Genomic DNA, 24,897 nt, shown 5'->3' with positions numbered 1-24,897 from the left:
CGCGGGGGGGGGGCCCCCGCCCCGGCGGCGCGCGGGGGCGTCGGCGGGGGCGGGCGCTCCCGTCGACGGCCGGCTCACCGTCACCGTCGACGGCGAGGCGATCGAACTCGCCGGCGACGAGCTGATCATCACGGAGACGCCGCGGCAGGGCTGGGCGGTCACCGCCGAGTCCGGGCTGTCCGTCGCGCTCGACCTGGAGATCACCCCGGAGCTGGCCCGCGCCGGTCTCGCCCGCGACGTGGTCCGAGTGCTCCAGGACGCCCGCAAGGCCGCCGGCCTGGAGATCACCGATCGGGTGGACGTGCGCTGGTCGGCGACCCGCGACGACACCGCGCTCGCCCTGCGGGCGCATGGCGCCACGGTGGCCGAGGAGGTGCTGGCGGTGTCCTTCACCGAGGCCGAGGACCTGGCGCCGGCGGCCGGTGGGCTGTCCACGGCGGAGGAGCTCGGCCTGCGCTTCAGCCTCGCGCGCCGCGACCCGGCGGTCGGCTAGGCCACGCGGCCCGGTGCCCGTCCGGGTGCGCCCCCGCCCAGCGGGTCGGCGCGCTCGGCGGCCCGGCGCCGCGGCCGGCGCGGTGCCGGCGGCGGTTCAGGTTCAGGCGGAACCCAGCCGGCGCAGGGCACCGAGCGGCAGCAGCGCCGCGACGACCAGGGTCAGGACCAGGGAAGCGTAGACGAACCCGCTGCCGGCGAAGATGCCGACGACGGCCAGCACCGCACCGGCCACGAGCAACGCGCCACAGAGCGTCAGCACGCGGCCGGCCTACGTCGCGCGCGCCGGGCCGGGTCGCCGGTCGGAAGGTCGCCGATCAGAAGTCCTGCATGCCGGGTCCGTCGCGACGCGAGGGGTCCATGTCCGGACGGCCGTGACCGTTGTCGCGGGCCATGGCGCCGGCGGGCAGCGGCGGGCCGGGCGGGAAGGTCGGCTGGTGCGCCGGGTTCTGCTGGACACCGCCGTTCGGGCCCATGCCGACCGCGGGGGGCGGGGTGGGGGCGCCGGGGTTGAGGCCGGGGCGCGGCGGGCCGCCCGCGCCGACGGCCGGCTGGGTCGGCATGCCGTCGAGGTCGCGGAGCTGCATCTCCAGGTAGGCCCGCAGCCGGGTGCGGTACTCCCGCTCGAACGCCCGAAGCTGCTCGACCTGGCCCTCCAGCCGGCGCTTGTCCTCTTCCAGGCCGCCGAGCTGCTCGGCGACGTGCGCGCGGGCCTCACCGATGATGCGGTCCGCGTCCGCGCGGGCCTCGCGCCGTGCCCGCTCCGACTCGGCCCGCGCCTCGCGCAGTGCCTCGTCGGCGGTGCGCTGGGCGAGCACGAGGGTACGCGCGACGCGCTGCTCGATCTCGGTCTCGGACGCCTGGCTCGGGCCGGTGCGCGACTGGGCGAGGCCGCTGCCGACCGCGGGGATCACCGTGGTCGGGGCGCCGCCCTGCTGCTGCGGCTGCGGCGGGCCGGGGGGCGGCGCGGCGGCGCGCTCGCGGGCGGCCTGGGCCGCCTGCGCCTGCATCTGCGCGAGCTGGCGACGGGCCTCCTCGACCTGACGGCGCAGGCCCTGGTTCTCCTCCAGGATCTGCGCGGGCACGCCGGGGCCGCCGCCGCCGGAACGGCGCGCCTCGTCGAGCTGGCGACGGATGTCGCTGTTCTCGTCGAGCAGCCGGGTCAGCTCCGCCTCGACCTCGTCGAGGAAGGTGTCGACCTCGTCCTCGTTGTAGCCGGTGCGGAACCGGGTCGGACTGAAGACCTTGTTCTGTACGTCCTGTGGTGTCAGAGCCACGTCGCCTCCTCGTGCGGCATCGCCGCTCCCCGAAGAGAGGGCGGTCTGCGGGCAGTCTGCCGCGCCCGCGTCAGCGGTGTGCACACAACCCCAGTCACAGCCTCTGGGCGTAGCCTCGCAGAACGAAGATCACCAGCAGGAGGACCACGTACCCGAGGTCAATCGAGGCGCCACCCACCCTCAACGGGGGCAGGATACGCCGAAGGAACCGTAACGGGGGGTCAGTCACCGTGTACACGAACTCGACGAGCAGCAGCAGCGGCCCAGACGGCCTGATCCTACGACCGAGGGATTCGATCAGATCGATGAACCACCGCGCGATCAGCAGCAGGGCGTAGACCAGCAGCAGCCATGCGAGAAGGAGTCCTAGCGTGCTGATGGCGCTCTCTCCTGGGGAGCAGGGGGATGCGTCACTGGCGCGGGCTCCCCGTCATGACTGGTTGTAGAACCCACCCTCACGGATGCGTCGCTTGTCCGTCTCGGTGACCTCGACGTTGTGCGGCGAGAGCAGGAAGACCTTGTTGGTCACCTTCTCGATGTCGCCACGCAACCCGAAGATCAACCCGGCGGCGAAGTCGACCAGCCGCTTGGCGTCGACATCGTCCATATCGGTGAGGTTCATGATGACGGGGGTACCGTCCCTGAACTCCTCTCCGATCTGCCGCGCCTCATTGTAGCTGCGTGGCTGGAGGGTCGTGATCCGGTAGGGGTGCGGCTCCTCGACGGGCGCCACCCGGCGCACCGGCATGGGAGCGGCGGGGCGCAGCGGTTCGACCGGCGGACGTCGCGACATGACAGCCGACTCCTCCCGTGCGTCGATCCGACGGACCGTGCGGTCCATCGGGACCGGTTCGTGCATGGCACGCCGATCATCGTGACCGACCGCGCGACCGTCGTCGTCGTAGTCGTCGTCCAGATAGTCGTCATCCTCCTCGGCCAGACCGAGGTAGACCATCGCCCTGCGCCCGAGCCCCATGGGCGCGACTCTAAGGGACACCAGGCCGTTCACCGAACAAAGCGGTCCCGATCCGTAGGTGTGTCGCGCCCTCGGCCACGGCCGCCTCAAGATCGCCCGACATGCCGGCACTGACGACGGTGGCTCGAGGGTGGTCCGCGACCAGCCGTTCCGCGACGGCTCGCAGTTCCGCGAACGCGGGACGTGGCGGTTCACCACGAGGAGCAACCGCCATCACCCCCTGCAGTGTCAGCCCGGGGGCCTCCTCGACGAGGTCGGCGAGGGCTGGCAGGTCGCCCGGAACGATGCCGCCCCGGCCCGAACCGGCAACCCCGACCGGAGCCGACCCTCCGGATGCACTCCGGACATCCAACAGAACCTGTAGGCACACCGACAACGGATGCCCCCGCTCGACCGCGAGCCGCGAGAGCAGCGGAACGAGGGCCGGACGATCCACCGACTGCACCCAATCCGCCCAACTCAGGATGGAACGGGCCTTGTTGCGCTGAAGTTGACCAACGAAGTGCCAGACCGGCCCGGCGCCCGGCGCGCCGTCCCGATCGGCCGCACCGACGGCGAGCGGGGTCGCCGTTGCCCGGTCGGCCTCGCCCCCGCGGGGCGACGCGACGACACCGAGCCGTTGAGTGACGGAATTCACCTTCGAGCCGGCCTCCTGCTCGCGGTTCTCGGCGAAGTGCCCGACCCCGAGTGTGCGCAGCATCACGACGTCCTCCGCGGGGTACGTCTTGCTCACCGCAATGAGGGTGAGCTCCGCCGGATCGCGCCCGGCGGCGCGCGCGGCCGCCTCGATCCGCGCCCGTACCGCGGCGAGCCGGGCAGCGAGGTGCGCGCCGCGCCGGCCCGTCGGGTCCCCGTCCTGCGCGGACTGTGACTGGCCCGTCACGCCCTCGCTCCGCCGAGCCAGGCCAGGCCGGCGAACCGGCCGGTGCGGCCGTCACGACGGAAGGAGTAGAGCTCGGCGTCCTCCGCCGGGCAGCGGGGCGATACCGCGATGTCGATCACACCCGAATGGCGGAGCTGGCCGACGATCCCGGCGCGCAGGTCGATCGAGGCCGTTCCCTGGCGCGTCGTCGCGGCGCTGGCCGGCACCTGCCGCTCGACCGCGTCCCGCAGCTCCGCCGGCACCTCGTAACACCCCGCGCACACACACGGCCCAACCGTCACCGACAGCTCGTCGGCCTCGACGCCGAGCTCGCCGAACGCCGCGAGGGTCGCGCCGATGACGCCCCGCGCCATGCCACCCCGGCCGGCGTGCGCGACCCCGACGGCGCCCGCCGCCTCGAACAGCACCGGGGCGCAGTCGGCGACCATCACCGCGAGTGCCAGCCCAGGCACGTCCGTCACCAGTGCGTCCGCCTCCGGCGGCGGTCCGGGTTCGCGGGTGAGGACGACGCGGCTGCCATGGACCTGGCGCATGTACTGCACCGGCAGCCCGACCCGTTCGGCGAGGCGCCGTCGGTTGGCGAGAACCGACGGCGCGGCGTCGCCGACATGGTCACCGAGGTTGCGCCCGGCGAAGGGCGGCGCGCGGACGCCGCCCGCCCGCGAGGTGACGAGAACCGGCATGGCCGGAAGTCTCCCCCGGGACGGGTCACTTGAGAAAGTCCGGCACGTCCAGCTCGTCGTCGTCGGCGATCTGGCGCACCGGCCGGCGCGGCGGGTAGGTCGGCCGGGGCGCGGCGACCCGCGGCGGCTCGACCCGGTGCTGCTGGCCGTGACCGTGGTCGCCGGCGGCCGGCTCCCGGGCCGGCGGGGCGACCCGCGACTCCACCGTGGGGATCACCGTCGGCTCGCCGGCACTGCCCGACTCCCGCGCCGCCGGGGGCTCCGGCAGCGGGTCGGGGTGGTAGTGGCCGACGTTGGACGTGTTGATCGGGGACGGCGGGGCCTGCAGGTAGCTGGGCGTGGTCGGCGCCGACGGGGCCGGCGGCGGAGCCGGGGCGGGCGCCGGCGTGGCCGCCCGGGGGGGCACGCCGGACATCGTCGGCAGCGGCGGCAGGATCATCGTCGACGGCGCCGCCGGGATCGGCGAGCCGCCGGCGGGCGTGGCGGCGCCGGCCCCGCCCGTGCCCTGCGCGGGTGCGATCGGCTGGTTCGGCGACGTCGGCCTTCGTTGCGAGGCGTTGAGGGTGCGGGTCCGCCGGTCCTGGACGGTGTCGAAGCCGGCGGCGATGACGGTGACCCGGACCTCATCGCCGAGCGCGTCGTCGATGACCGCGCCAAAGATGATGTTCGCCTCGGGATGGGCCGCGTCGGCGACCAGCTCGGCGGCCGCGTTGATCTCGAACAGGCCGAGATCCGAGCCACCGGAGATGTTCAGCAGCACGCCCTGGGCGCCGTCCATGCTCGCCTCCAGCAGCGGGGAGGCGATCGCCTGTTCGGCGGCGACCGTGGCGCGGTCGTCCCCGCGAGCTCGGCCGATACCCATCAGGGCACTGCCGGCGTGCGACATCACCGTCTTGACATCGGCGAAGTCGAGGTTGATCAGACCCGGGGTGGTGATCAGGTCGGTGATGCCCTGCACACCGGAGAGCAGCACCTGGTCGGCGCTGCGGAACGCGTCGAGGACGCTGATGTCCCGATCCGTCATCGCCAGCAGGCGATCGTTCGGGATGACGATGAGCGTGTCGACTTCGTTGCGCAGGGTGTCGATGCCGGTGTCCGCCTGGGTCGCGCGGCGGCGGCCCTCGAAGGTGAACGGCCGGGTGACGACACCGATGGTCAGCGCGCCGAGCGAGCGGGCCACGTTGGCGACGACCGGCGCACCGCCGGTTCCGGTGCCACCGCCTTCGCCGGCGGTGACGAAGACCATGTCGGCCCCCTTGAGGACCTCCTCGATCTCCTCACGGTGGTCCTCGGCGGCCTGCCGGCCGACCTCGGGGTCGGCGCCGGCGCCGAGTCCTCGGGTCAGCTCCCGGCCGACGTCGAGCTTGACATCGGCGTCGCTCATGAGCAACGCCTGCGCGTCGGTATTGATGGCGATGAACTCGACGCCCTTGAGACCGACTTCGATCATCCGGTTGACGGCGTTGACGCCACCACCACCGATCCCGACGACCTTGATGACCGCGAGATAGTTCTGTGGGGCAGCCATGCGGTGTCGGTCCTCCAGCGGCGTCGGTGGTCGGACGGGGGGATACCCCGCCCCCTGCGGCACCGCGGGACACTGCGCAACCACGCGGCGGGCGGGGGGAAGCAGTCAGAGCCTCAACCTTCACCGTCAGCTAGACGGTTACAGTTATGTCAACTTCCGACTGTGAATCGGACAGTAGGCACGGCTTAGGCGGTGGTCAAGGAAGTTCACGGCGCGTCATCCCGCTACGTGTCCTAGCTCTCCCTCCGAGCGGTCCGCCCAGCCCGCCGGCGCCCCCGCCAGTCCAGGGGTCCGCGCCGGGGCGGCAGCCGTCGCCGGCCCACCGGACAGGCTCGCCCAGCCGGGCGCCGGGCACCCCCCGCGAGGCCCGGGCGGCCCCGACCGCCAGACGCGATCAAGGGGGACCGCCGGGACGGGAACGGGGAATGGTGTACTGCCCCCGTGACCCGTCAGCGCACCCAGCACGTCCACTTCCTCGGAATCGGCGGCGCCGGCCTGTCGCCCCTGGCCCAGATCCACCTCGCCGGCGGCGGGACCGTCAGCGGCAGCGACGCCGAGGACTCCCCCCGGGTGGCCACCCTGCGGGCCCGCGGCGTGGCGGTTCGCGTCGGGCCGGCCGCGAGCGAGACGGCGCTCGCCGCGGAACTCGCCGGGGTCGATGTCGTCGTGGCCTCCAGCGCGCTGCCCGACGACCATCCCGAGATCGTCGCCGCCCGCGCCCTCGGCCTGCCGGTGCGCCGCCGCTCCGAGTGGCTGCCCGAGCTGACCGCCGGCCACCGGCTGGTCGCGGTCGCCGGCTCGCACGGCAAGTCGACGACGTCGGCGATGCTCGCCCTGGTGCTGCGCGCGGCCGGGCTGGACCCGACGGCCGTCATCGGCGCGGAGGTCTCCCAGCTCGGCGGCAACGCGCTGGTCGGCACCGGCGACGTGTTCGTGCTGGAGTCGGACGAGTACGGCGGGGCGTTCGCCGGGCTGGAGCCCACCATCGCCGTGATCACCAACGTCGAGTGGGAGCATCCCGACATCTTCCCGGACGAGGCCGCGGTCCAGGCGGTGTTCGCCGCCTTCGCCCGCCGGGTGCGCCCCGGCGGCCGGCTGGTCGTCTGCGGCGACGATCCGGGCGTGGGAGCGGTGCTCGCCGACCTCGGCCGGTCCGGGGCCGTCGGCGCCCCCGCCCCGGCCGGCTCGGCCGCCGGGTCGGTGGGCGCGGGGGTGACGGTGCTGGACTACGGCTTCGGCGCGGACCGGCACTGGCGGGCCGTGGAGGTCGCCGCGTCGGCCGGCGACGACTCGACGCGGGCCGGCGTGCTGCGGGCCGGCGAGCCCGTCGGCACCCTGACGTTGGCCGTGCCCGGCCGGCACTCGATTCTCAACGCGCTGGCGGCCCTGGCGGTCGCGACCGAACTCGGGGGCGCCCCGGCGCGGGCACTCGCGACGCTGGCGACGTACACCGGCGCGGCCCGCCGGTTCGAGTTCGTCGGGTTCTGGCGCGCCAGCACGACCGACCACCTCCCGCCGGCGGCGGTGGACGCGGCCCGCCTGGCCGACACGGGCGCCCTGGCGGGAGCCGTCACGCCGGGGGCCGGCGCGGCGGGGCCCCCGGCGAGCGTCCCGGCCGCCCGGACGCCCGGCGCACCCGGCGCGTGCGTCGTCCCCGGCCAGACGGTGGGCGCGTCCGTGGGCACCAGCGCGGACACGGATCCCTCCGGCGCCCACAGCCTCGAGGTCATCGACGACTACGCGCACCATCCCACCGAGATCCGGCTGACGCTGGCCGCGGCCCGGTTTCGCGCCCGGGGCCGCGAGGTGTGGGCGGTCCTGCAGCCGCACACCTACAGCCGCTTCGCCGCGATGCTCGACGGCTTCGCCGACGCCTTCGCCGACGCGGACCGGGTGTATGTCACCGACGTCTACGCCGCCCGGGAGCACGACGACCTCGGTCGTCATCCCAGCGACCTGGTCACCCGGCTGCGCCGGCCGGCGTTCGCCGTGCATGTGCCGTGGCCGGAACTGACCGACCGGCTGGCCGCCGACGTCCGGGCCGCCCTGGCCGACGCCCCCCACGACGCGCCCACGCAGGGCGTCCTGCTGCTCACCCTCGGCGCCGGCACGATCACCACGGTCGGCCCGCGGCTGCTGGCGACCCTCGGGGCGGGTTCCGCCGGCTGAGACCGACGCGGGCGGCGCCCACGGTGATCCTCCTCGCCGTAACGCGGAGTGAATGATTGACTGCGCCAACACGCCCACCGCCGGCCGCGTGCCGGCGGCGACCGGTGAGGATGCTCAGACGATGCCCGACACGCAGGACACGCGCAGTCCCGGCTTCGACCTCCGGGCGGTCAACCAGACCGTCATTGCCGAGTACCGGGCGACCGGCGGAGCGCTGGTGAAGACCCTGCCCGGTTCCCGCCTGGTGCTGCTGACGACAACCGGACGGCGCACTGGAAAGGACCACACCACGCCACTCGGTTACGTCACGGACACCGGGGATCGGGAGGATCAGGAGGATCCGGCCACGCCGTCGGCAACCACCGGTCCGGCCGACCTCGCCCACCCGACCGGCGGCCGACCGGACCGGATCATCGTGTTCGCGTCGAACATGGCCGCACCGCGCGATCCGGACTGGTACCGCAACCTGACGGCCAATCCCAAGGTCGTCGTCGAGCTCGGGACCGACCGGTTCGAGGCGGAGGCCGTCAGTGCCGTCGACACGGAGCGCGCACGCCTGCACGAGGCGCTGGTCGCGGCGATGCCGGGCCTGCGCGACCACCAGGATCGGGTTGACCGGGAGATACCCGTGGTGGTGCTTTCACCGCTGCGGTGAGCTCGGTGGACGGTGCCGTCGGGCGGCGGTGCCGTCAGGGCGCGGCGTGGCGGGCGCGGGAGCGGCGCCGGGTGGCCGCCGCCGACCGGATCATGTCGACGATCGCCGCGGCGGCCTGCGGATGACCGCTGCCGGCGCACGCCGCCGACATCTTCGCCAGCCGTTCGGGCGAGGTGAGCACCGGCAGCACGTTCGCCACCAGCCAGTCGGCGCTGAGCTCGGCGTCCTCGACGAGCAGGCCACCGCCGGCCTCGACCGTCGGCAGCGCGTTGCGCCGCTGCTCGCCGTTGCCGATCGGCAGTGGCACGTAGGCCGCCGGCAGCCCGACGGCGGCGAGCTCGGCGCAGCTCATGGCGCCGGAACGGCACAGCGCCAGGTCGGCGGCGACGTAGGCGGACGGGATGTCGTCGAGGTAGGGCCGCAGCTCGTAGGGCGCCGGCAGGCCGCGGGGCAGCGCGGCGCGAACCTCGTCGAAGTTCTTCGGCCCGGCGGCGTGCAGGACCTGCACACCCGCCGTGGCCAGCGGGTGCGCCGCAGCGATCATCACCTGGTTGAGGCTGCGCGCCCCCTGCGAGCCGCCGAAGACGAGCAGGGTCGGGCGGTGCGGTTCCAGTCCGTACTGGGCCCGGGCGGCGCGGGCGGCCGCCGGTGACCGGTCGAGGGTGAGGATCTCGGGGCGCAGCGGGATGCCGGTGAGGGTGGCGCCGCGCAGCGGCGTGCTGGGATAGGACGTCGCGACGAACGGGGTGAACCGGGCGCCGAGCCGGTTGGCGAGCCCGGGCAGCGGGTTGGCCTCGTGGACGACGATCGGGATGTGCCGGCGGCGGGCGGCGAGATACGCCGGCACCGACACATAGCCGCCGAAGCCGACGACGACGTCCGCGCGGACCGCGTCGAGCGTGGCGCCGGCCTGGCGGACCGCGTCAAACAGCCGGCCGGGCAGCCGCAGCAGGTCCGGGCCGGGCCGACGCGGCATCGGCACCTTCGGCACCGTGGCCAGTTCATGCCCGCGGGCCGGCACCAGCCGCGCCTCGAGGCCGGTGGCCGTACCCAGCAGGGTCAGCCGTGCCCGCGGCTCGGCAGCCCGCAGGGCATCCGCCACGGCGAGGGCGGGTTCCACATGGCCGGCTGTCCCGCCGCCGGCGAGCACCACGCTTCGCAACATCGGTCATGACGATGACACATCGCGCCGTCCCGTGGACAGCCCGGCCCCACCCGATCGCCCACCGCCGCCGGGTGGTATGCGCACGCCGCGGCCGGTGCGCCGAGGCCCGGGCCCGGACCGCGGCGCCTCGCCCCCCGGGCGCGCCGCCCCCTTGCTGACTGGTACGTCCGGGCGCCGGTCCACGGGATCACCCCCGACCGCGACGAGCCCGAGACCCGGCCGGCGGGACCGGCCACCCGGCAGCCAGCGGCGCGTGCGGGCGCGGATCGGCACGGCCCGCGCCGCCCGGCGTTCCTCGGCACGGCGGTCCAGGTACTCCGCCGCTGCGGGCTCCGCCCGGGCGAAGGCGAGCAGCATCCCGAGCGCGACCAGCGTGGGCAGCAGCGAGGAGCCGCCGAACGACACCAGCGGCAGGGTGACCCCGGTGATCGGCAACAACCCGACGACCGCGCCCATGTTCACCATCGCCTGCACGATGATCCAGGCGGTGACCCCGGCCGCGGCCAGCCGGACGAACAGGTCGTCGGTGCGGTGCGCGATCCGCAGCCCGGCATAGCCGAGGACCCCGAGCAGGGCCACGACGACGAGCGTGCCGACCAGGCCCAGTTCCTCGCCGATGATCGCCAGGATGAAGTCGGTGTGCACGGCGGGCAGCAGGTCCGGCCACTTCTCCCGGGACGCGCCGAGGCCCTCGCCCCACCAGCCGCCCGTGGCCAGCGCGTAGATGCCCTGGACGGCCTGGAAGCCGTCCCCGCTGGCGTCCGCGAAGGGGTCGGTGAACGAGAGCACCCGGCGCATCCGGTACGGCTCCAGCACGGCCAGCAGGGTCGCCGCGAAGACCATCACGGCGACCATCGCGCCGTAGAACCGCTTCGGCGTGCCGATCACCCACAGGATCGTCAGCGGCACGACGGTCACGCAGATCGCCCCGCCGAGGTCCGGTTCGAGCAGCATGAGCAGGTCGATGAACAGGAACACGGGCACCACGGGGACGAGCAGGTGCTTGGCGTCGGACAGCAGCCGCCGCTTGCGCACCAGCAGATCGGAGCACCACAGCACCAGGGCGATCTTCATGAGCTCGCTGGGCTGGATGGTGATCGGGCCCACGACGATCCACTGCCGGGCGCCGCCGCGCACGCTGCCGATGCCGGGGACCAGCACCACCAGCAGCATGAAGGTCGTGACACCCAGCAGGGGGTAGGCAGCGGCGCGGAACGCCTGCACCGGCAGCCTGCTGGCCACCACGGCCAGCGGCAGGCCGATGCCGACCCAGGTCGCCTGCCGGATGAACAGCGTGTAGGAGGAGCCGGAGTCGGCGTAGGAGCGCACGCTCGACGCCGACAGCACCATGACCAGCCCGAGCAGCAGCAGCAGTCCGGCGGAGGACACCAGCAGGTAGTAGGAGGCCAGTGGCCGGTCGAGCAGCGGCACCCGCTGCGCCGACTCGGCCTCGTCCGACGCTGACCCCGCCACACCTGCCCCCTCGTGAGCTCGCCGGCGCGGCCGGCCCCGCGCTATCCCGATCTCGCCCGCACCGCCGCCGCGAACGCGTCGCCGCGGGCCGCGTAGTCACGGAACATGTCCATCGAGGCCGCGGCCGGCGCGAGGAGCACCGTGTCGCCCGCGCGGGCGAGAATCGCCGCAGCCTTCACCGCATCGTCCATGGCGGCGGCCCGTTCGACGGGGACATCGGGGGCGTGTCGGGCGAGCGCGACGGCGATCTCATCCGCGCACCGCCCGATCAGGACGACGCCCCGCAGCCCCCCGCGGGCCTGGCACACCAGGTCATCGAAGGTGAGGCCCTTGTTCAGGCCCCCCGCGATCCACACGACCGAGGGGTACCCCGTCAGGGACGCGGCGGCGGCGTGCGGGTTCGTCGCCTTGCTGTCGTCCACCCAGCGGACGCCGTCGAGGACGGCGACCTCGGCGTTGCGGTGGGCGCCGGCGCGGAAGCCCGCGAGCGCCGCGCCGATCGCGGCCGGCTCGACGCCCTCGGCGCGGGCCAGCGCGGCCGCCGCCAGCGCGTTGGAGATCATGTGCGGGCCGGTGACGGCCAGCTCGCGCAGGTCCACCAGCCGACCGCCGCCGAACTCGCGGTCGACGAGATGGCCGGCGTCAACGGTGAGCCCGAGGGCGGGCCGCGTCGCCGGGTCGCGGCCGAACAGCACACGGCGGCCCGGGGCGGCGGCGAGCAGTCGGCTGCTGGCCGGATCGTCGGCGTTGCCGACGGCGATCGTCGCCGGGTCACGCCAGATCCGCGCCTTCGCCGCGGCGTACGCGTCGGCGCCGCCGTGCCAGTCCAGGTGGTCGGGGGCGACGTTGAGCACGGTGGCGGCCAGCGGCGCGACGGTGTCGGCGTAGTGGAGCTGGAAGCTGGACAGCTCCACGGCCAGCGCCTGGTACGGCGGCGTGGCGCTCACCGCCTCGACGATCGGCGTGCCGATGTTGCCGGCGGTGGTCGAGCGCCGGCCGCCCGCGGCCAGCATCGCGCCGAGCATCTCGGTCGTCGTGGTCTTGCCGTTCGTGCCGGTCACGGCGAGCCAACGGCCCTCGCCGCGCCAGCGCCAGGCGAGCTCGACCTCGCCCCACACCGGCACCGCGGCGCGGGCCGACGCGGTGATCAGCGACGCGGTCGGCGGGACACCTGGCGAGGTGACGACGAGCGCCGCGTCGCCCGGGTCGGCCGGCAGCCCGCCGAGGTCCACGACGGCGCCGAGCGTGCGCAGCTCGGCGGCGGCGGCCCGCTGGGGCTCGCCGTCGGCCGCGTCGACGACCCGCACCCGCGCGCCGCGGGCGAGCAGGGCCCGCGCCGCCGCGGCACCGGACACTCCGATCCCGACGACAAGCACCGCCGCGCCGGCCCAGTCCCGGCCAGCCCAGTCCCGGCCGGCCCCGGCCGGAGTCAGCTGGTCGGGCGTCATGCCCTACGAACCTCCGTGGTTGATGAACTCCGCGTAGAACAGGCCGAGTCCGAAGGCGACAGCGAGGCCCGACACGATCCAGAACCGGATGATCACCGTGATCTCGGGCCATTCGGCGAGCTCGAAGTGATGGTGGATCGGGGCCATGTTGAACACGCGCCGCTTCGTCGCCTTGAAGAACGCGACCTGGATCATGACCGAGAGAGTCTCGATGACGAACAGGCCGCCGAGCACGACCAGCAGCAGCTCGGTGCGGCTGACGATGGCGATGCTGGCGAAGGCGCCGCCGAGCGCGAGCGACCCGGTGTCCCCCATGAAGATCTTCGCGGGGCTCGCGTTCCACCACAGGAAGCCGAAACAGGCCCCCATCGCCGCCGCCGCGACCAGCGCCACGTCCAGCGGGTCCCGGACGAGGTAGCAGCCCGCCTGGTTGCCACTGGTCCCGCACTGGTTGCCGAACTGCCAGAACGAGATGACGACGTAGGCGCCGAACACCATCGCCGAGGTTCCGGCGGCCAGCCCGTCGAGGCCGTCGGTCAGGTTCACCGCGTTCGACGTCGCCGCGATGATGATCCAGGCGAGCAGCGGGAAGCCGAAGATGCCGACGGTGAACCCGGTGTCGCGCACGATCGAGATGTACGTCGACCCCGGCAGCAGCCCGGCGTGGTTCTTGAACCGCACCGCGAGCAGCCCGAAGGCGAGCGCGACCGCGGCCTGGCCGGCGAACTTCATCCGCGCGGTCAGCCCGAGGCTGCGCTGCTTACGGATCTTGATGTAGTCGTCGAGAAAGCCGACGATCCCGAGCCCGGTCATCACCAGCAGTACCAGCAGACCCGACGCGGTGAAGCCGATCCCGGTCACCAGGTGCGCCAGGAAGTAGCCGGCCAACGTCGCGATAATGATCACGGTGCCGCCCATGGTGGGCGTACCGCGCTTGGTCAGGTGGCTGGACGGGCCATCCTCCCGGATCTCCTGCCCATAGCCCTGCCGGCGGAAGAACCGGATCACCCAGGGCGTCCCGAGCAATGAAACGATCAGCGCGACCATGGCCGCGATCAGGACGCCTCTCACCCGTGGGTCACCCGCACGGGTCCGTGCCGCCAGCCGTCCGTCTTCATGTCCCCTCGATCCCGGCGCCGACGACGCCGAACTTCGCCACCACGTCCTCGGCAACCCGCTCCAGGCCGTCCGCCCGGCTGGCCTTGACCAGCACCACGTCGTCCGGCCGGGCGTGCGCCACCACCACTGCCACCGCTTCGTCGATGTCGGCCACCCACTGCGAACCGCCGTCCCGGGAGCCTTCCCGGGAGGCGGCGAGATGCACCGCGCGGGCCGCCGGACCGACCGCCACGACCAGGTCGACCCCGAGGTCCACGGCGAGCCGGCCGAGGGCGTCGTGCGCCTCGTCCGCGGCGTCGCCGAGCTCACCCATCCCGCCGAGCACCGCGATCGCCCGGCCCGGCCCCCGCATGTCGACCAGCGCGGTCAACGCCGCGCGCATCGACTCCGGGTTCGCGTTGTACGCGTCGTTGACGACCACCACCCCGGCGCGGGTCGGCACGACCTCCATCCGCCACCGGCTGCGCGGGCGGGCCGCGGCCAGCGCCGCGGCGATCCGGGCGGGTGCGAGCCCGAGGCGCAGGGCGACCGCGGCGGCGGCCAGGGCGTTGGGCACCTGGTGGGCGCCGACGAGCCCGAGCGTCACCGGCTGGCGTTCGCCGTCGGCGAGCAGGTCGAACGAGGCCCGGCCCGACCGGTCGACCCGCACGCCCTCGGCCCGCACGTCCGCCGTCTCCGCCACCCCGAAGGTGATCACCCTGACACCGTCGCCGGCGCGCGCGGCCATCGCCGCGACCAGCGGGTCGTCGGCGTTGAGCACGACCGTGTCGCTGACGGCCTCGGCGAGCTCGCCCTTGGCGGCGGCGATCCCGAGCCGGCCGTCCGGGTACTCGCCCACGTGGGCGCTGCCGACGTTGAGCACCGCCCCGATGGACGGCCGCGCGCGGCCGCACAGGGTCGCGATGTGCCCGCGGCCACGCGCGCCCATCTCCAGCACCACGAACGCGGTGTCCGGTGCGGTGCGCAGCAACGTCAGCGGCAGGCCGATCTCGTTGTTGAACGAGCCGGGTGCGGCCACGGTCGGGCCGAGTTCGGCGAGCAGGTCCGCGAGCAGATCCTTGGTCGTGGTCTTGCCGGCGGAGCCGGTGACGGCGACGACGGTCGCCGGGGCCAGGTCACGCACGTGCGCGGCGAGGGCGGCGAGCGCCGCGTGCGGGTCGGCGACCAGCACCGCCGGCACGCCGACCGGCCTGGCCGCGAGCACCGCGGGCGCCCCGGCCGCCACCGCGGCGGCGGCGAAGTCGTGCCCGTCGACCCGGCTGCCGGCGAGCGCGACGAACAGCGTCTCGGCGTCGACCTGACGCGAGTCGACGGCCGCCCCGCGCACCACGGCGACCGCCTCGGCGCCGTCGGCGAGCCGCCCGCCGGTGGCGGCGGCGACCTCGGCGAGGGTCAACGGGATCATCCGTGCGCCGCCCGGTCCAGCGCCGCCCGCAGCACCGCCCGGTCGTCGAACGGCGTCACCACCCCGCCCTGTTCCTGCCCGGTCTCGTGGCCCTTGCCGGCGACGACGACGGCGTCCTGCGGCCCGGCGGCGGCGACCGCCGCGGCGATGGCGCGCGCCCGGTCCGGCTCCACCCTCACCCGATCGCCCCCGCGCAGTTCCGCCGGCACCCCGGCGAACATCGCCGCGAGGATCTCCGCGGGGTCCTCGGAGCGGGGATTGTCGTTCGCGAGGATGGCGAGATCCGCCAGCGTCGCCGCGGCGGCACCCATCAGCGGGCGCTTGCCGCGGTCGCGGTCCCCACCGCAGCCGAGAACGACGATGAGCCTGCCCTTCACCAGGGGACGGACGGTCGTCAGCAACGTCGTGACCGCATCCGGCGTGTGCGCGAAGTCGACGAGCGCCAGGAACGGCTGGCCGGCGTCGACCCGCTCCATCCGGCCGGGTACGCCCGCGAGCGACCCGATCCCGGCGGCCGCGGCGGCCGGGTCCACCCCGACCGCGACGAGCAGCGCCAGCGCGCCCAGCGCGTTGGCGATGTTGAACATGCCGGGCAGCGGAACGGAGAGCTCCACCCGTTCGCCGTCGGGCCCGCGGGCGACGAGCTGGCTGCCAGCGGGTCCGGCGGCGATGTCGTGCGCCGTCCAGTCCGCCGGCCCGTCGACGGCGAAGGTCACCGCGTCCGGGCGGCGCGCCGCCAGTCGCCGGCCCCACGCGTCGGCCACGCCGATCACCGCGGTCCGCGCCCGGCCGGGGACGAACAGGCTCGCCTTCGCCTCGAAGTAGTCCGCCATCGTGGGATGAAAGTCCAGATGGTCCTGGCTGAGGTTGGTGAACAGCGCGCCGGCGAAGCGCAGCGCGTCCGCCCGGTGCAGGGCCAGCGCGTGGCTGGAGACCTCCATGGTCGCCGCGTCGATGCCGTGCTCGACCATCGTGGCAAGCAGCGCCTGCAGGTCGCTGGCCTCCGGGGTGGTGTGGGCGCTGGCGAGGCGCCGCTCGCCGACCCTGGTCTCGACCGTGCCGATCAGGCCGGTGCTGCGACCCGCGGCCCGCAGGCCGGCGTCGAGCAGGAACGCGCTGGTCGTCTTGCCGTTCGTGCCGGTCACCCCGAGCAGCGCGAGGTCCGCCGACGGATCGCCGTAGATCCGTGCCGCCACCGGCGCGAGGTCGCGCCGCGGGTCCGCGCTGACCAGCACCGGCACCTCGGCGGCCGGGCTGCCGCCGGCGGGCCCGGCGGCGGCGCGGCCCTCGGCGATCAGGCGGGCACCGGCGGCGTCGGTGAGGATCGCCGCGGCGCCCTGGACGGCCGCCGCGGCCGCGAAGCGCGCGCCGTGCACGTGCGCACCGGGCAGCGCGACGTAGAGGTCGCCGGGGCGGACCTGGCGGGAATCGTGGGTCACGCCGTGCACGCGCACGTCCTGGTCGCCGCCGTGCGGCGCGGTTGCCGCGGCCACCCCCGGGTTCGCGGCGTCGGCAGCGGTCGCGGCGGCCGCGGAGGCCGCGGCGTCGAGCACCGCCCGCAGGTCCGCCAGGCGGCACGGTCGGATGGCGGCCGGTCGAGGTGCCGGATGGGTCACGCTCACGACCTTAGTGGGAGTACCGACGGGCAACCGCACGGGCGCCCGGGCATCGCGGTGGTCCATCCCGCCACGCCGGGGTGTCGCCCCACCGACGCGCCGGCCCGGGTGGTACAGCCTGGGCGTCCCCGGATGAACCGCCCCGGCGCACGACCGCCGGCCCGGCCGCCGGGCGGGTGCCACGGCCCCGGGTACGGGTTGACAGGCGGCGGCTATTTGTCGAGATCCAGCACGAGCGGCGCGGGCTTCGTCGTCGGCTGCGGCACGCCGAGGGTGGTCAGGGCGAAGCTCATCACCTTCTGGAACACCGGCGCGGCGACCTGACCGCCGAAGTACCCGTTCTTCGGGTTGTCGAGCACAACCTCCACCACGACCCGGGGGCTGTCCGCGGGGGCGAACCCGATGAACGACGAGGTGTAGCCCGCATAGCCGCCGTGCACCGGATCGGGCCGGTTGGCGGTGCCGGTCTTGCCGGCGACCCGGTAGCCGGGGACCTCGGCGAGGGGCGCGGTGCCCTCGTTGGTCGCGACCGCCTCGAGCATCCGGGTCAGCGTCGACGCCGTCTGCGCGCTGACCACGCGCCGCCCGGCCGGGTGCGGGGTCATCGTGGCCTTCCGGTCCGGGCCGGTGATGGCGTCGACGAGCCGTGGAGTCACCCGCACGCCGCCGTTGGCGATGGTCGCGTACACCGACGCCATCTGCAGCGCCGTCGCCGACATGCCCTGCCCGTACGCGATCGTCGCCGCCTGGCTGCCCGACCAGTCCTTCGCCGGCGGCAGCAGGCCGGTGCCCTCGCCGGGGAAGCCCAGCCCGGTCTTCGCGCCGAGCCCGAAGGCCCGCAGTGCTTGTTCCAACGCGGTGCGGCCGACCCGGTCGGCGACCTCCACGGTGCCGATGTTGCTGGAGCGAGCCAGGACGCCGGCCGTGGTGAGGTTCTCGACGCCGTGCGGCTCCGAGTCCGAGATGCGCACGCCGCCGCGAACGATGGACGGCGGGACGGTGATCGGCGTCTCCGCGGTGATCTCCCCGCGGTCCAGCGCCGCGGCCATCGTGATCACCTTGTTGACGCTGCCGGGCTCGTAGGCGTCACTGGTCGCCCGGTTACCCAGTGCGGGGGTGTCCTGCGCGGTGATGTGGTTCGGGTTGAACTGGGGCGCGTCGGCCATCGCCAGCAGATCACCCGTGCGCGGATCCATCACGATGACCGTGCCGCCGTCCGCCTGCGACGACGTCACCGCGTCCGCGATGGCCTGCTGGGCGTTCCACTGGATGTCCCGGTCCAGGGTGAGACGCAGCGCCGACCCGGGCTTCGGGTCCTTCTGCCGGGTGTGGCCGGAGGGGATCTCCAGGCCCTCCGGGTTGGCGAGCAGCTGGCGCTCGCCGTCGGTGCCGCGCAGCAGCGAGTCGTACTGCAGCTCCAGGCCACCGCCACCGACGAGCACGTCGTCGACGCCCTGCCGCATGAACCCGACGACGTTCGAGGCCAGCGGGCCGGCCGGGTAGGCCCGGCCACGTTCCTCGGTGATGCCGATACCCCGCAGCTCCAGATGGGTGACCTTGTCCCCGACGTCCGGAGTGAGGCCACGGGCCAGGTAGACGAACTTGATGTTCCTCTTCGGATCGGTGGTCATCCGCTGTGCCAGGGTGTCGACGGGGACGTTGAGCACCGGAGCGAGCGCGGCAGCGGTGGCGCGGATGTCCTTGACGTTCATCGGGTTCGCGTAGACCGCCCGCAGTTCGACATGCTGGGCGAGGGTGTGCCCGGAGCGGTCGGTGAGGGCGCCGCGCGCCGCCGGCAGCACGATCGTGCGCAGCCGCTGGGCCTCCGCCTGGGCGGCGTACTTCGACGCCGAGATCCCCTGCAGCTGGGTCAGCCGCAGGGCGAGGATGCCCAGCAGCGCGCACATGAGCAGGATCGCCACCCGCACCCGCCGCCGGGGGCTGCCCAGCCGGTAGGTACGCGGTGGGAGAGGCCTCGGCCGCCGCCGACCGGCGCCGGACGCCGCCCCCGCGCGGGGCGCGGTGCCCGGCCGGTGCACCCGCCGGACGCCGGCGTCGGAGTCCGTCGTCCGCCCGCCGGCGCCGCCCCGTGCCGTGCTGTTCCGCGCCGTGCCGGTTCGGGCCGTGCCGGTTCGGGCCGTGCCGGTTCGGGCCGTGCCGGTTCGGGCCGTGCCGGTTCGGGCCGTGCCGGTTCGCCCGGTGCCCGTCCGCGTCGAGCCCGTCCGCGCAGAACCGGCACGTGTCGTACCCGTCCCTGACGCACCGGACCGCGAGGTGCCCGCGCGCGCGGCCGAGGCGCCCGACGAGCGTCGAGACCGTTCTGGTCGACCGCCTGACCCGCCCGGTCCGCGGCGGTCATTCTCGTCGTGGTCATCGGCGCCGTACTCGTCGTACTCGTCGTCGTAACCGACGTCGTCGGGGTGGCCGTGATCGGGACGGTCGATCCCGCGGCGGTCGCGACGGTCGTCGCGGTAGCGCCCGCGGGCAGCCGGGCGCCGGGCGCCGGGCTCGTCGCCCTCGTCGTCGCGGCGCAGCCGGCCGCCGTGCACGGAGTTCGGGGGCGGCGCGACCAACCGCAGCCGGCCGCGCCCACGGCGGGGCGGGCCGGACAGGGTCGAGCTCACCGTCCGGAGTCACCCTGCTCGGCGGTCGCGGTGCCGGCCGCCGGGTGGGCCGGGGTGCCACCCGCGGGGCCAGACGTCGCGGGCGTGCCGCTGCCCGGCGCCGGGCCGGTGCTACCGGGCACCGCCGAGGTCGTGCCCTGGCCGGCGGCGGGTGCCGTCCCCGTGGTGGAGGTCCCCGTCGCGCCGGCACCGGCCGCCGTGCCACCAGGGCCTCCGGCGGCGCCGGACGTCGTCGTCGCGCCGGCCGGCGCCGCGGCATCGGTCGGCGCGGCCGCGGGCTGCTGTCCGGGGGGCGCGGGAACGATCATCAGGATCGCGCCGCTGTCCGGTTCACGGGACAGCACACGCGCACCCGGCGGGACCGGTGAGCCCGGCGCGAGGTACTGCGGCACCTCACCGGCGACGAGGCCGTACTTGCTGGCCTGAGCGGCCAGCGCCGCGGGGTCGGAAAGCTGGTCCAGGCGCACCGCGAGGGACTGCTGCTCGTCGGCGAGCGCGGCGGCCCGGTTGCGCAGTTTGGACTCCTGGAACGAGTTCTCCATCAGCGCGAGGTTGAGCAGCAACAGGCCGAGCAGACCGCCGCCGAGCAGAACGAGCAGCAGCACGACGAACGGCCCCTTGCGGGCGCCCCGCGGAGCCGGCCGGACGACCGTCAGACGGGCCCGGTCAGGGACCGCCCGCCGCGGCGCGGGATCGAGCACCGGAGCGGTCGCCGCGGCGGTACGGGGCGCCGTCGCGGCACGGGGCGACGAGGCCCGGCCCGCCGCGGAGCCTGGCGCCTCGCCCGTCCGCGCGCCGGCACGCGGGCCGCCGGTCCGCCCGCCGCCAGGGCGCCCGGGCCGGGAAAGCGGCTGCGCGGGAGCGGTCACGGTGCACCTCCGGTGGTGGGCTGGGGTCGGCCTGGCTTCGGGGCGATACGTTCCGCGGCCCGCAGCCGGACGGAGGCCGCCCGCGGGTTCTCGGCCATCTCGGCCTCACTCGCTGGTTCCGCGCCGCGGGTCAGCCACCGCATCCGGGGCATCGCGTCCGGCGGGACCAGCGGCATGTCCGGCGGGACCGTCGTCTGCGCATACTCGGCGAGTCCGCGCTTGACCAGGCGGTCCTCCAGGGACTGGTAGGACAGCACGACGAGGCGCCCGCCGACGGCGAGCGCGTCGAAGGCCGCCGGCACCGCCCGGGCGAGCACGTCCAGCTCGGTGTTGACCTCGATGCGCAGCGCCTGGAAGGTGCGCTTCGCCGGGTTGCCCCCGGTGCGCCGCGCCGGCGCCGGGATGGCGTCCCGGATGAGCTCGACCAGCCGCGCCGACGTCGTGAACGGCTCGTCCGCCCGCGCCCGCACGACCGCCTCCGCGATGCGCCGGGCGAACCGTTCCTCCCCGTAGTCGCGCAGGACACGGGCGAGCCGGGGAGCGTCGTAGCTGTTGAGGACGTCCGCGGCCGTCTGGCCGGCGCTCGCGTCCATCCGCATGTCCAGCGGCGCGTCCCGGGAGTAGGCGAAGCCGCGCGCGTCCGTGTCGAGTTGCAGGGACGAGACGCCGAGGTCGAACAGCACGCCCTGCACGGTCGGCCGGCCGAGCTCGGCGAGGACCGTACCGATCTCGTCGTAGACCGCGTGGACGAGCCGCACCCGCTCGGGTGCGAGCAGCTTCAGCCGCCGCTCGCTGTGGGCCAGCGCGTCGAGGTCGCGGTCGAGACCGATCACCCGGACGTCGGGGAACTCCGCGAGCATCGCGGCGGCGTGCCCGCCGAGGCCGACGGTGGCGTCGACCACGACCGCTCCGGGCCTGGTCAGGGCCGGAGCGAGCAGCTCCAGGACGCGGCCCGTCAGCACAGGCGTGTGCATGGCGTTCAGTGCCGAGCCTCCCTCGACCGCTCGTGGACCTCGTCTTCAGATGTACTGACGTGGCGCGTCCCGGGGCGGCGGCGACCCAGGCGCTGCGCGCGGGCACCACCGATGCGGTGGAGCGCGTCCGGGCGGCAGGAGCCAGTCCGGACCCGGTCACTCACACTGGGCGCCGGCCACCGGGGAAGGGGCGGCCGGAGCCGTGCGGGCGACGCGCGGACCGACATGGGCTGCGACGTGCGGACACGATCCAGGGCGGCTCAGATCACTCCCGGCAGAACCTCCTCGGACAGCTCAGCGAAGCTCTCCTCCTGGCCTTCCAGGTAGGCCTGCCAACGCTGGGCGTCCCAGATCTCGACCCGGGTGTTCGCCCCGTTGACCACGCACTCGCGGGTCAGACCCGCGTAGGTGCGCAGTGGCGCCGGAATGGTGATGCGCCCCTGACGGTCCGGCGCATCGTCGGCCGCGGACGAGAAGAAAACGCGGCTGTAGTCACGCAACGCCTTGGCCGTCACCGGTGCGGTGCGCAGGGACTCGCTGATCCGGGTGAACTCCGCCATCGGAAACACGTACAGGCATCGTTCCTGCCCTTTGGTGATCACAAGCCCCCCCTCCAACTCGTCGCGAAACTTCGCGGGCAGGGTCAGCCGCCCCTTGTCGTCAAGCCGTGGCGTGTGGCTGCCGAGAAACACGGCGACCTCCCTGCCACTGCCTGCGGAGACAGCGCCTGGTCACCCCGCTACGGCCAACCGGAAGCTCCTGCCCCCCACTGCGCGCCACTCTACCCCACTGCCCCCCACCCGACACCCCCTCAACACCCCGCGGCACCCCACCGAAACCCCTCCGCAACCTGCCGCGCGCGATGCCCGATTCCGGGATGGTATAAACCATCGGAAATTGGTAAAAACATCTCCTATCGTGCCGCCGCGACCGGACCCATCCCGCTCTGTCGGGCTATCCGCCACCGGGGGGCCACCCGCCCGGGGTAACCCGCCGCGGGCACGATTCGGACAGGTTTCCCTGGCCACCGCCCCCTGTGCGCCCGCCGTGGATGTCACACTCGGGAGGGACGGGTCCCGCCGGGGCCGGGTCCGGGTATTCCGACGCTCGACACTCGCAGGGGGGGCCAACAGGTGGTGACCGATCCAGGTCTGCTCCACTGGCGTGACCCGGTGACAGATATCGGTCACCTCGCCGACGTCGCCGACCGGGTCCGGGCATCGATAGAAACGGTCATCGACGGCAAGGCAGACGCGATCACGACCGCGCTCGTCGTCCTGCTGTCCGAGGGGCACCTGCTCATCGAGGACGTGCCGGGCGTCGGCAAGACCATGCTGGCCAAGGCGCTCGCCCGCTCGATCGACGCCCGGGTGCGGCGCATCCAGTTCACCCCGGACCTGCTGCCCAGCGACGTCACCGGCGTCAGCGTCTACAACCAGGGCACCCGGGACTTCGAGTTCCGGCCCGGCCCGGTCTTCGCCAACATCGTCGTCGGCGACGAGATCAACCGCGCGGAGCCGAAGGCGCAGGCCGCCCTCCTGGAGTGCATGGAGGAGCACCAGGTCACGGTCGACGGCGTCACCTACCGGCTGGAGTCGCCGTTCATGGTGATCGCCACCCAGAACCCGGTGGAGATGGAGGGCACCCGGGCGCTGCCCGAGGCCCAGCGGGACAGGTTCACCGCGCGGATCTCGATGGGATACCCCTCCCCCGCCGCCGAGATGGCGATGCTTGAGAGCCACGGCGGCGCGAGCCCACTGTCGAGCGTCGCCCCGGTCACCGACGCCGCCGAGATCGCCCGGCTGATCTCCCTGGTGCGCACCGTGCACGTCTCCACCGAGGTGCGCCAGTACATCGTCGACGTCGTCGGCGGCACCCGGGCGCATCCCGACGTGGCCCTGGGCGCCTCCCCCCGGGCCGCGCTGCATCTCATCCGGGTGGCGCGGGCCCGCGCCGCGCTGGACCAGCGGGCCTTCGTCCTCCCCGACGACGTGCAGGAGATGACCGTCCCGGTGCTGGCCCACCGCCTGCTGCTCCAGCCGGAGATCATGCTCTCCGGCGAGCCGGCCACCAGCATCGCGGCCCGGACCCTGGTCGACGTCCTGGACCGGATCCCGATACCGCGCCCGGGGGGCGGGGCACGCCCGCTTCGGCACGGTCGTTAGAGCTGCGTGTGCGGGACTTCGTCGCGGCGTTGCGTGGCCTCACTCTGCGAGGTCGGTCGTTCCTAGCCGCGGGAGCGGCCTGCGGCGTGTCCGCGGTCGTGCTCGGCGAGCAGGACCTGCTGCGCGTCGGCCTGCTGCTGGCCAGCCTGCCGGTCCTCGCCGCCGCGATCGTCTGCCGCACCCGCTACCGACTGTCCTGCACCCGTCGGCTCGAGCCCAGGCGGGTCACCGCCGGTGACCGGGTAAGCGTGCGCATCCAGTTGTCGAACGTCAGCCGTTCGCCCTCGTCGGTCCTGCTCGTCGAGGACACCGCCGGCGCCAGCCTCGGCGGCGGGGCGCGGTTCGTTCTCGGCCGGATCGAGCCCGGCGGCCGTCGCGACGTCTCCTACTCCCTGCGCGCCGCGGCTCGCGGCCGATACCAGATCGGGCCGATGGCGATCCGGCTCGGCGACCCCTTCGGGTTGTGCGAGCTCTCGCGCAGCTTCCGCAGCCTCGACGAGCTGATCGTCGCTCCGGCGATCGAGCGGCTGCCGCCGGCCCGGTCACGGGGGTCGGCCAGCCCGAACTCCGACCAGCGCCGCCGCAGCGGCCTCATCGGCGTTGACGAGACCACGACCCGGCCCTACCGATCCGGTGACGACCTGCGAAGGGTGCACTGGAAGACGACGGCTCGCGCGGGTGAGCTGATGGTGCGGCGGGAGGAGCATCCGCAGACCAGCGCGGCGGCCGTCCTGCTCGACACCCGGGCCCGGGCCTGGCCCGGCGAGCCCGGGGTTGAGGCGTTCGAGTGGGCCGTGAGCGCCGTCGGCGCGGTCGGCCTGCACCTGGCGCGTGACGGCTACCGGGTCCGCCTGCTCACCGACCGCGCCGTGGCCACCGTCATCACCGGCACCGCCGTCGCCGGGCTGCTCGACGAACTCTCGACGCTCACCCCGACGCCGGCGGAGTCGCTCGGCCCGGCCCTGACCGCGCTGCGCCAGCACCGGGGCGCGATGCTCGTCGCGGTGCTCGGGTACCCGGAACCGGGCCTCGCCGCGGCGCTGGCCGGGCTGCGCTCACCGGGCGCGTCGGCGATCGCGCTCCTCGTCGACGTCACGAGCTGGGGTGCCGACCACCCGACCGCGGCCAGCGAGCTCGCCGCCGCCCACGCCGTCCTGTCCCGGGCCGGCTGGGCGGTCCTCGTCGCCGGCCGGGACACCAGCCTCGCCGCGATGTGGCCCCGGCTCACCGGTTCGGCCGGCGGCGGTCAGGGCGGCCACCTCGGCCCCACCGGCACCAACCGGGCCGCCGCCGCGGCGGGCGGCCCCCCCCCCCCCCCCCCCCCCCCCCCCCCCCCCGCGCCCCGCCGCCGGGGGGGGGCGGGGGGGGGGCCCCCG

General features: G+C 74.6%; 22 protein-coding genes. 5 read left to right on the top strand and 17 right to left on the bottom strand.

The genetic code is table 11. From position 1 onward, the window contains the following. A partial coding sequence (locus tag MXD60_RS04565; RefSeq protein WP_248817688.1) for a DUF5915 domain-containing protein occupies positions 1-493 on the top strand: 493 nt, incomplete at its 5' end. Between the two features lie 102 nt (positions 494-595). On the opposite strand, the gene MXD60_RS04560 is transcribed toward MXD60_RS04565, so the two are convergent. From MXD60_RS04560 to ftsZ, 7 genes are all read right to left on the bottom strand, one after another. Next, entirely contained in the window at positions 596-754 is a 159-nt protein-coding gene (locus tag MXD60_RS04560) for a hypothetical protein (protein ID WP_248817687.1), read from the bottom strand. 55 nt (positions 755-809) lie between these two features. Continuing rightward, positions 810-1,769, bottom strand: a complete 960-nt coding sequence (locus tag MXD60_RS04555; RefSeq protein ID WP_248817686.1) for a DivIVA domain-containing protein — start codon at positions 1,767-1,769, stop codon at positions 810-812. Positions 1,770-1,863: 94 nt separating this feature from the next. Continuing rightward, positions 1,864-2,148: a YggT family protein gene (locus MXD60_RS04550; protein WP_518467358.1), complete on the bottom strand. Its 285-nt coding sequence runs from the start codon at positions 2,146-2,148 to the stop codon at positions 1,864-1,866. Between the two features lie 51 nt (positions 2,149-2,199). Continuing rightward, entirely contained in the window at positions 2,200-2,745 is a 546-nt protein-coding gene (locus MXD60_RS04545; RefSeq protein ID WP_248817685.1) for a cell division protein SepF, read from the bottom strand. A 10-nt stretch (positions 2,746-2,755) separates the two neighbouring features. Further along, complete coding sequence (locus tag MXD60_RS04540) at positions 2,756-3,628, bottom strand: YggS family pyridoxal phosphate enzyme (RefSeq protein WP_248817684.1); 873 nt, start codon at positions 3,626-3,628, stop codon at positions 2,756-2,758. Beyond that, positions 3,625-4,311 (bottom strand): peptidoglycan editing factor PgeF, encoded by a 687-nt coding sequence (pgeF, locus tag MXD60_RS04535; protein ID WP_248817683.1) that lies wholly within the window; start codon positions 4,309-4,311, stop codon positions 3,625-3,627. The genes MXD60_RS04540 and pgeF overlap by 4 nt, the downstream gene beginning before the upstream one ends. Positions 4,312-4,336: 25 nt before the next feature. Next, positions 4,337-5,839, bottom strand: coding sequence for a cell division protein FtsZ (gene ftsZ, locus MXD60_RS04530; RefSeq protein ID WP_248817682.1), 1,503 nt, complete (start codon positions 5,837-5,839; stop codon positions 4,337-4,339). 441 nt (positions 5,840-6,280) lie between these two features. Between ftsZ and MXD60_RS04525 the strand changes: the two genes are divergently transcribed. Further along, positions 6,281-8,008, top strand: coding sequence for a UDP-N-acetylmuramate--L-alanine ligase (locus MXD60_RS04525; RefSeq protein WP_248817681.1), 1,728 nt, complete (start codon positions 6,281-6,283; stop codon positions 8,006-8,008). 121 nt (positions 8,009-8,129) lie between these two features. After that, positions 8,130-8,663, top strand: a complete 534-nt coding sequence (locus tag MXD60_RS04520; protein ID WP_248817680.1) for a nitroreductase/quinone reductase family protein — start codon at positions 8,130-8,132, stop codon at positions 8,661-8,663. A 34-nt stretch (positions 8,664-8,697) separates the two neighbouring features. On the opposite strand, the gene murG is transcribed toward MXD60_RS04520, so the two are convergent. From murG to mraZ, 10 genes are all read right to left on the bottom strand, one after another. Further along, a complete protein-coding gene (gene murG, locus MXD60_RS04515) occupies positions 8,698-9,828 on the bottom strand; it encodes an undecaprenyldiphospho-muramoylpentapeptide beta-N-acetylglucosaminyltransferase (RefSeq protein WP_248817679.1) in 1,131 nt (376 codons plus the stop codon). 3 nt (positions 9,829-9,831) lie between these two features. Beyond that, positions 9,832-11,301, bottom strand: a complete 1,470-nt coding sequence (gene ftsW, locus MXD60_RS04510; protein WP_248817678.1) for a putative lipid II flippase FtsW — start codon at positions 11,299-11,301, stop codon at positions 9,832-9,834. Positions 11,302-11,342: 41 nt separating this feature from the next. After that, a complete protein-coding gene (gene murD / locus MXD60_RS04505; protein WP_248817677.1) occupies positions 11,343-12,749 on the bottom strand; it encodes a UDP-N-acetylmuramoyl-L-alanine--D-glutamate ligase in 1,407 nt (468 codons plus the stop codon). Positions 12,750-12,752: 3 nt separating this feature from the next. Beyond that, a complete protein-coding gene (gene mraY / locus MXD60_RS04500) occupies positions 12,753-13,820 on the bottom strand; it encodes a phospho-N-acetylmuramoyl-pentapeptide-transferase (RefSeq protein ID WP_248817676.1) in 1,068 nt (355 codons plus the stop codon). 43 nt (positions 13,821-13,863) lie between these two features. Beyond that, positions 13,864-15,273 (bottom strand): UDP-N-acetylmuramoyl-tripeptide--D-alanyl-D-alanine ligase, encoded by a 1,410-nt coding sequence (locus tag MXD60_RS04495; RefSeq protein ID WP_248817675.1) that lies wholly within the window; start codon positions 15,271-15,273, stop codon positions 13,864-13,866. Then, positions 15,270-16,889 (bottom strand): UDP-N-acetylmuramoyl-L-alanyl-D-glutamate--2,6-diaminopimelate ligase, encoded by a 1,620-nt coding sequence (locus MXD60_RS04490; protein WP_248817674.1) that lies wholly within the window; start codon positions 16,887-16,889, stop codon positions 15,270-15,272. The genes MXD60_RS04495 and MXD60_RS04490 overlap by 4 nt, the downstream gene beginning before the upstream one ends. A gap of 212 nt (positions 16,890-17,101) precedes the next feature. Next, positions 17,102-19,513, bottom strand: a complete 2,412-nt coding sequence (locus MXD60_RS04485; RefSeq protein WP_248817673.1) for a peptidoglycan D,D-transpeptidase FtsI family protein — start codon at positions 19,511-19,513, stop codon at positions 17,102-17,104. Continuing rightward, entirely contained in the window at positions 19,510-20,382 is an 873-nt protein-coding gene (gene ftsL, locus MXD60_RS04480; RefSeq protein ID WP_248817672.1) for a cell division protein FtsL, read from the bottom strand. The genes MXD60_RS04485 and ftsL overlap by 4 nt, the downstream gene beginning before the upstream one ends. Next, positions 20,379-21,356: a 16S rRNA (cytosine(1402)-N(4))-methyltransferase RsmH gene (gene rsmH / locus MXD60_RS04475; RefSeq protein ID WP_248817671.1), complete on the bottom strand. Its 978-nt coding sequence runs from the start codon at positions 21,354-21,356 to the stop codon at positions 20,379-20,381. The genes ftsL and rsmH overlap by 4 nt, the downstream gene beginning before the upstream one ends. Positions 21,357-21,616: 260 nt before the next feature. After that, positions 21,617-22,048 (bottom strand): division/cell wall cluster transcriptional repressor MraZ, encoded by a 432-nt coding sequence (mraZ, locus tag MXD60_RS04470; protein WP_248817670.1) that lies wholly within the window; start codon positions 22,046-22,048, stop codon positions 21,617-21,619. A gap of 441 nt (positions 22,049-22,489) precedes the next feature. On the opposite strand from mraZ, the gene MXD60_RS04465 reads away from it, so the two are divergent. Together MXD60_RS04465 and MXD60_RS04460 are read left to right on the top strand one after the other, a co-directional pair. Further along, positions 22,490-23,521: an AAA family ATPase gene (locus tag MXD60_RS04465; RefSeq protein WP_248817669.1), complete on the top strand. Its 1,032-nt coding sequence runs from the start codon at positions 22,490-22,492 to the stop codon at positions 23,519-23,521. 8 nt (positions 23,522-23,529) lie between these two features. Next, positions 23,530-24,897, top strand: a 1,368-nt coding sequence (locus MXD60_RS04460; protein ID WP_248817668.1) for a DUF58 domain-containing protein, incomplete at its 3' end; no start/stop codon positions are given.

The sequence above is a fragment of the Frankia sp. AgB32 genome (assembly GCF_023243045.1).
GTDB lineage: Bacteria > Actinomycetota > Actinomycetes > Frankiales > Frankiaceae > Frankia.
This window is presented reverse-complemented; position numbering and strand designations above follow the sequence as displayed.

Excerpts from the sequence above, each read along its gene's own strand:
- MXD60_RS04545 (WP_248817685.1), bottom strand. The coding sequence starts at position 2,745 with ATGGGGCTCGGGCGCAGGGCGATGGTCTACCTCGGTCTGGCCGAGGAG.
- pgeF (WP_248817683.1), bottom strand. The coding sequence starts at position 4,311 with ATGCCGGTTCTCGTCACCTCGCGGGCGGGCGGCGTCCGCGCGCCGCCC.
- ftsZ (WP_248817682.1), bottom strand. The coding sequence starts at position 5,839 with ATGGCTGCCCCACAGAACTATCTCGCGGTCATCAAGGTCGTCGGGATC.
- MXD60_RS04520 (WP_248817680.1), top strand. The coding sequence starts at position 8,130 with ATGCCCGACACGCAGGACACGCGCAGTCCCGGCTTCGACCTCCGGGCG.
- murG (WP_248817679.1), bottom strand. The coding sequence starts at position 9,828 with ATGTTGCGAAGCGTGGTGCTCGCCGGCGGCGGGACAGCCGGCCATGTG.
- murD (WP_248817677.1), bottom strand. The coding sequence starts at position 12,749 with ATGACGCCCGACCAGCTGACTCCGGCCGGGGCCGGCCGGGACTGGGCT.
- MXD60_RS04495 (WP_248817675.1), bottom strand. The coding sequence starts at position 15,273 with ATGATCCCGTTGACCCTCGCCGAGGTCGCCGCCGCCACCGGCGGGCGG.
- rsmH (WP_248817671.1), bottom strand. The coding sequence starts at position 21,356 with ATGCACACGCCTGTGCTGACGGGCCGCGTCCTGGAGCTGCTCGCTCCG.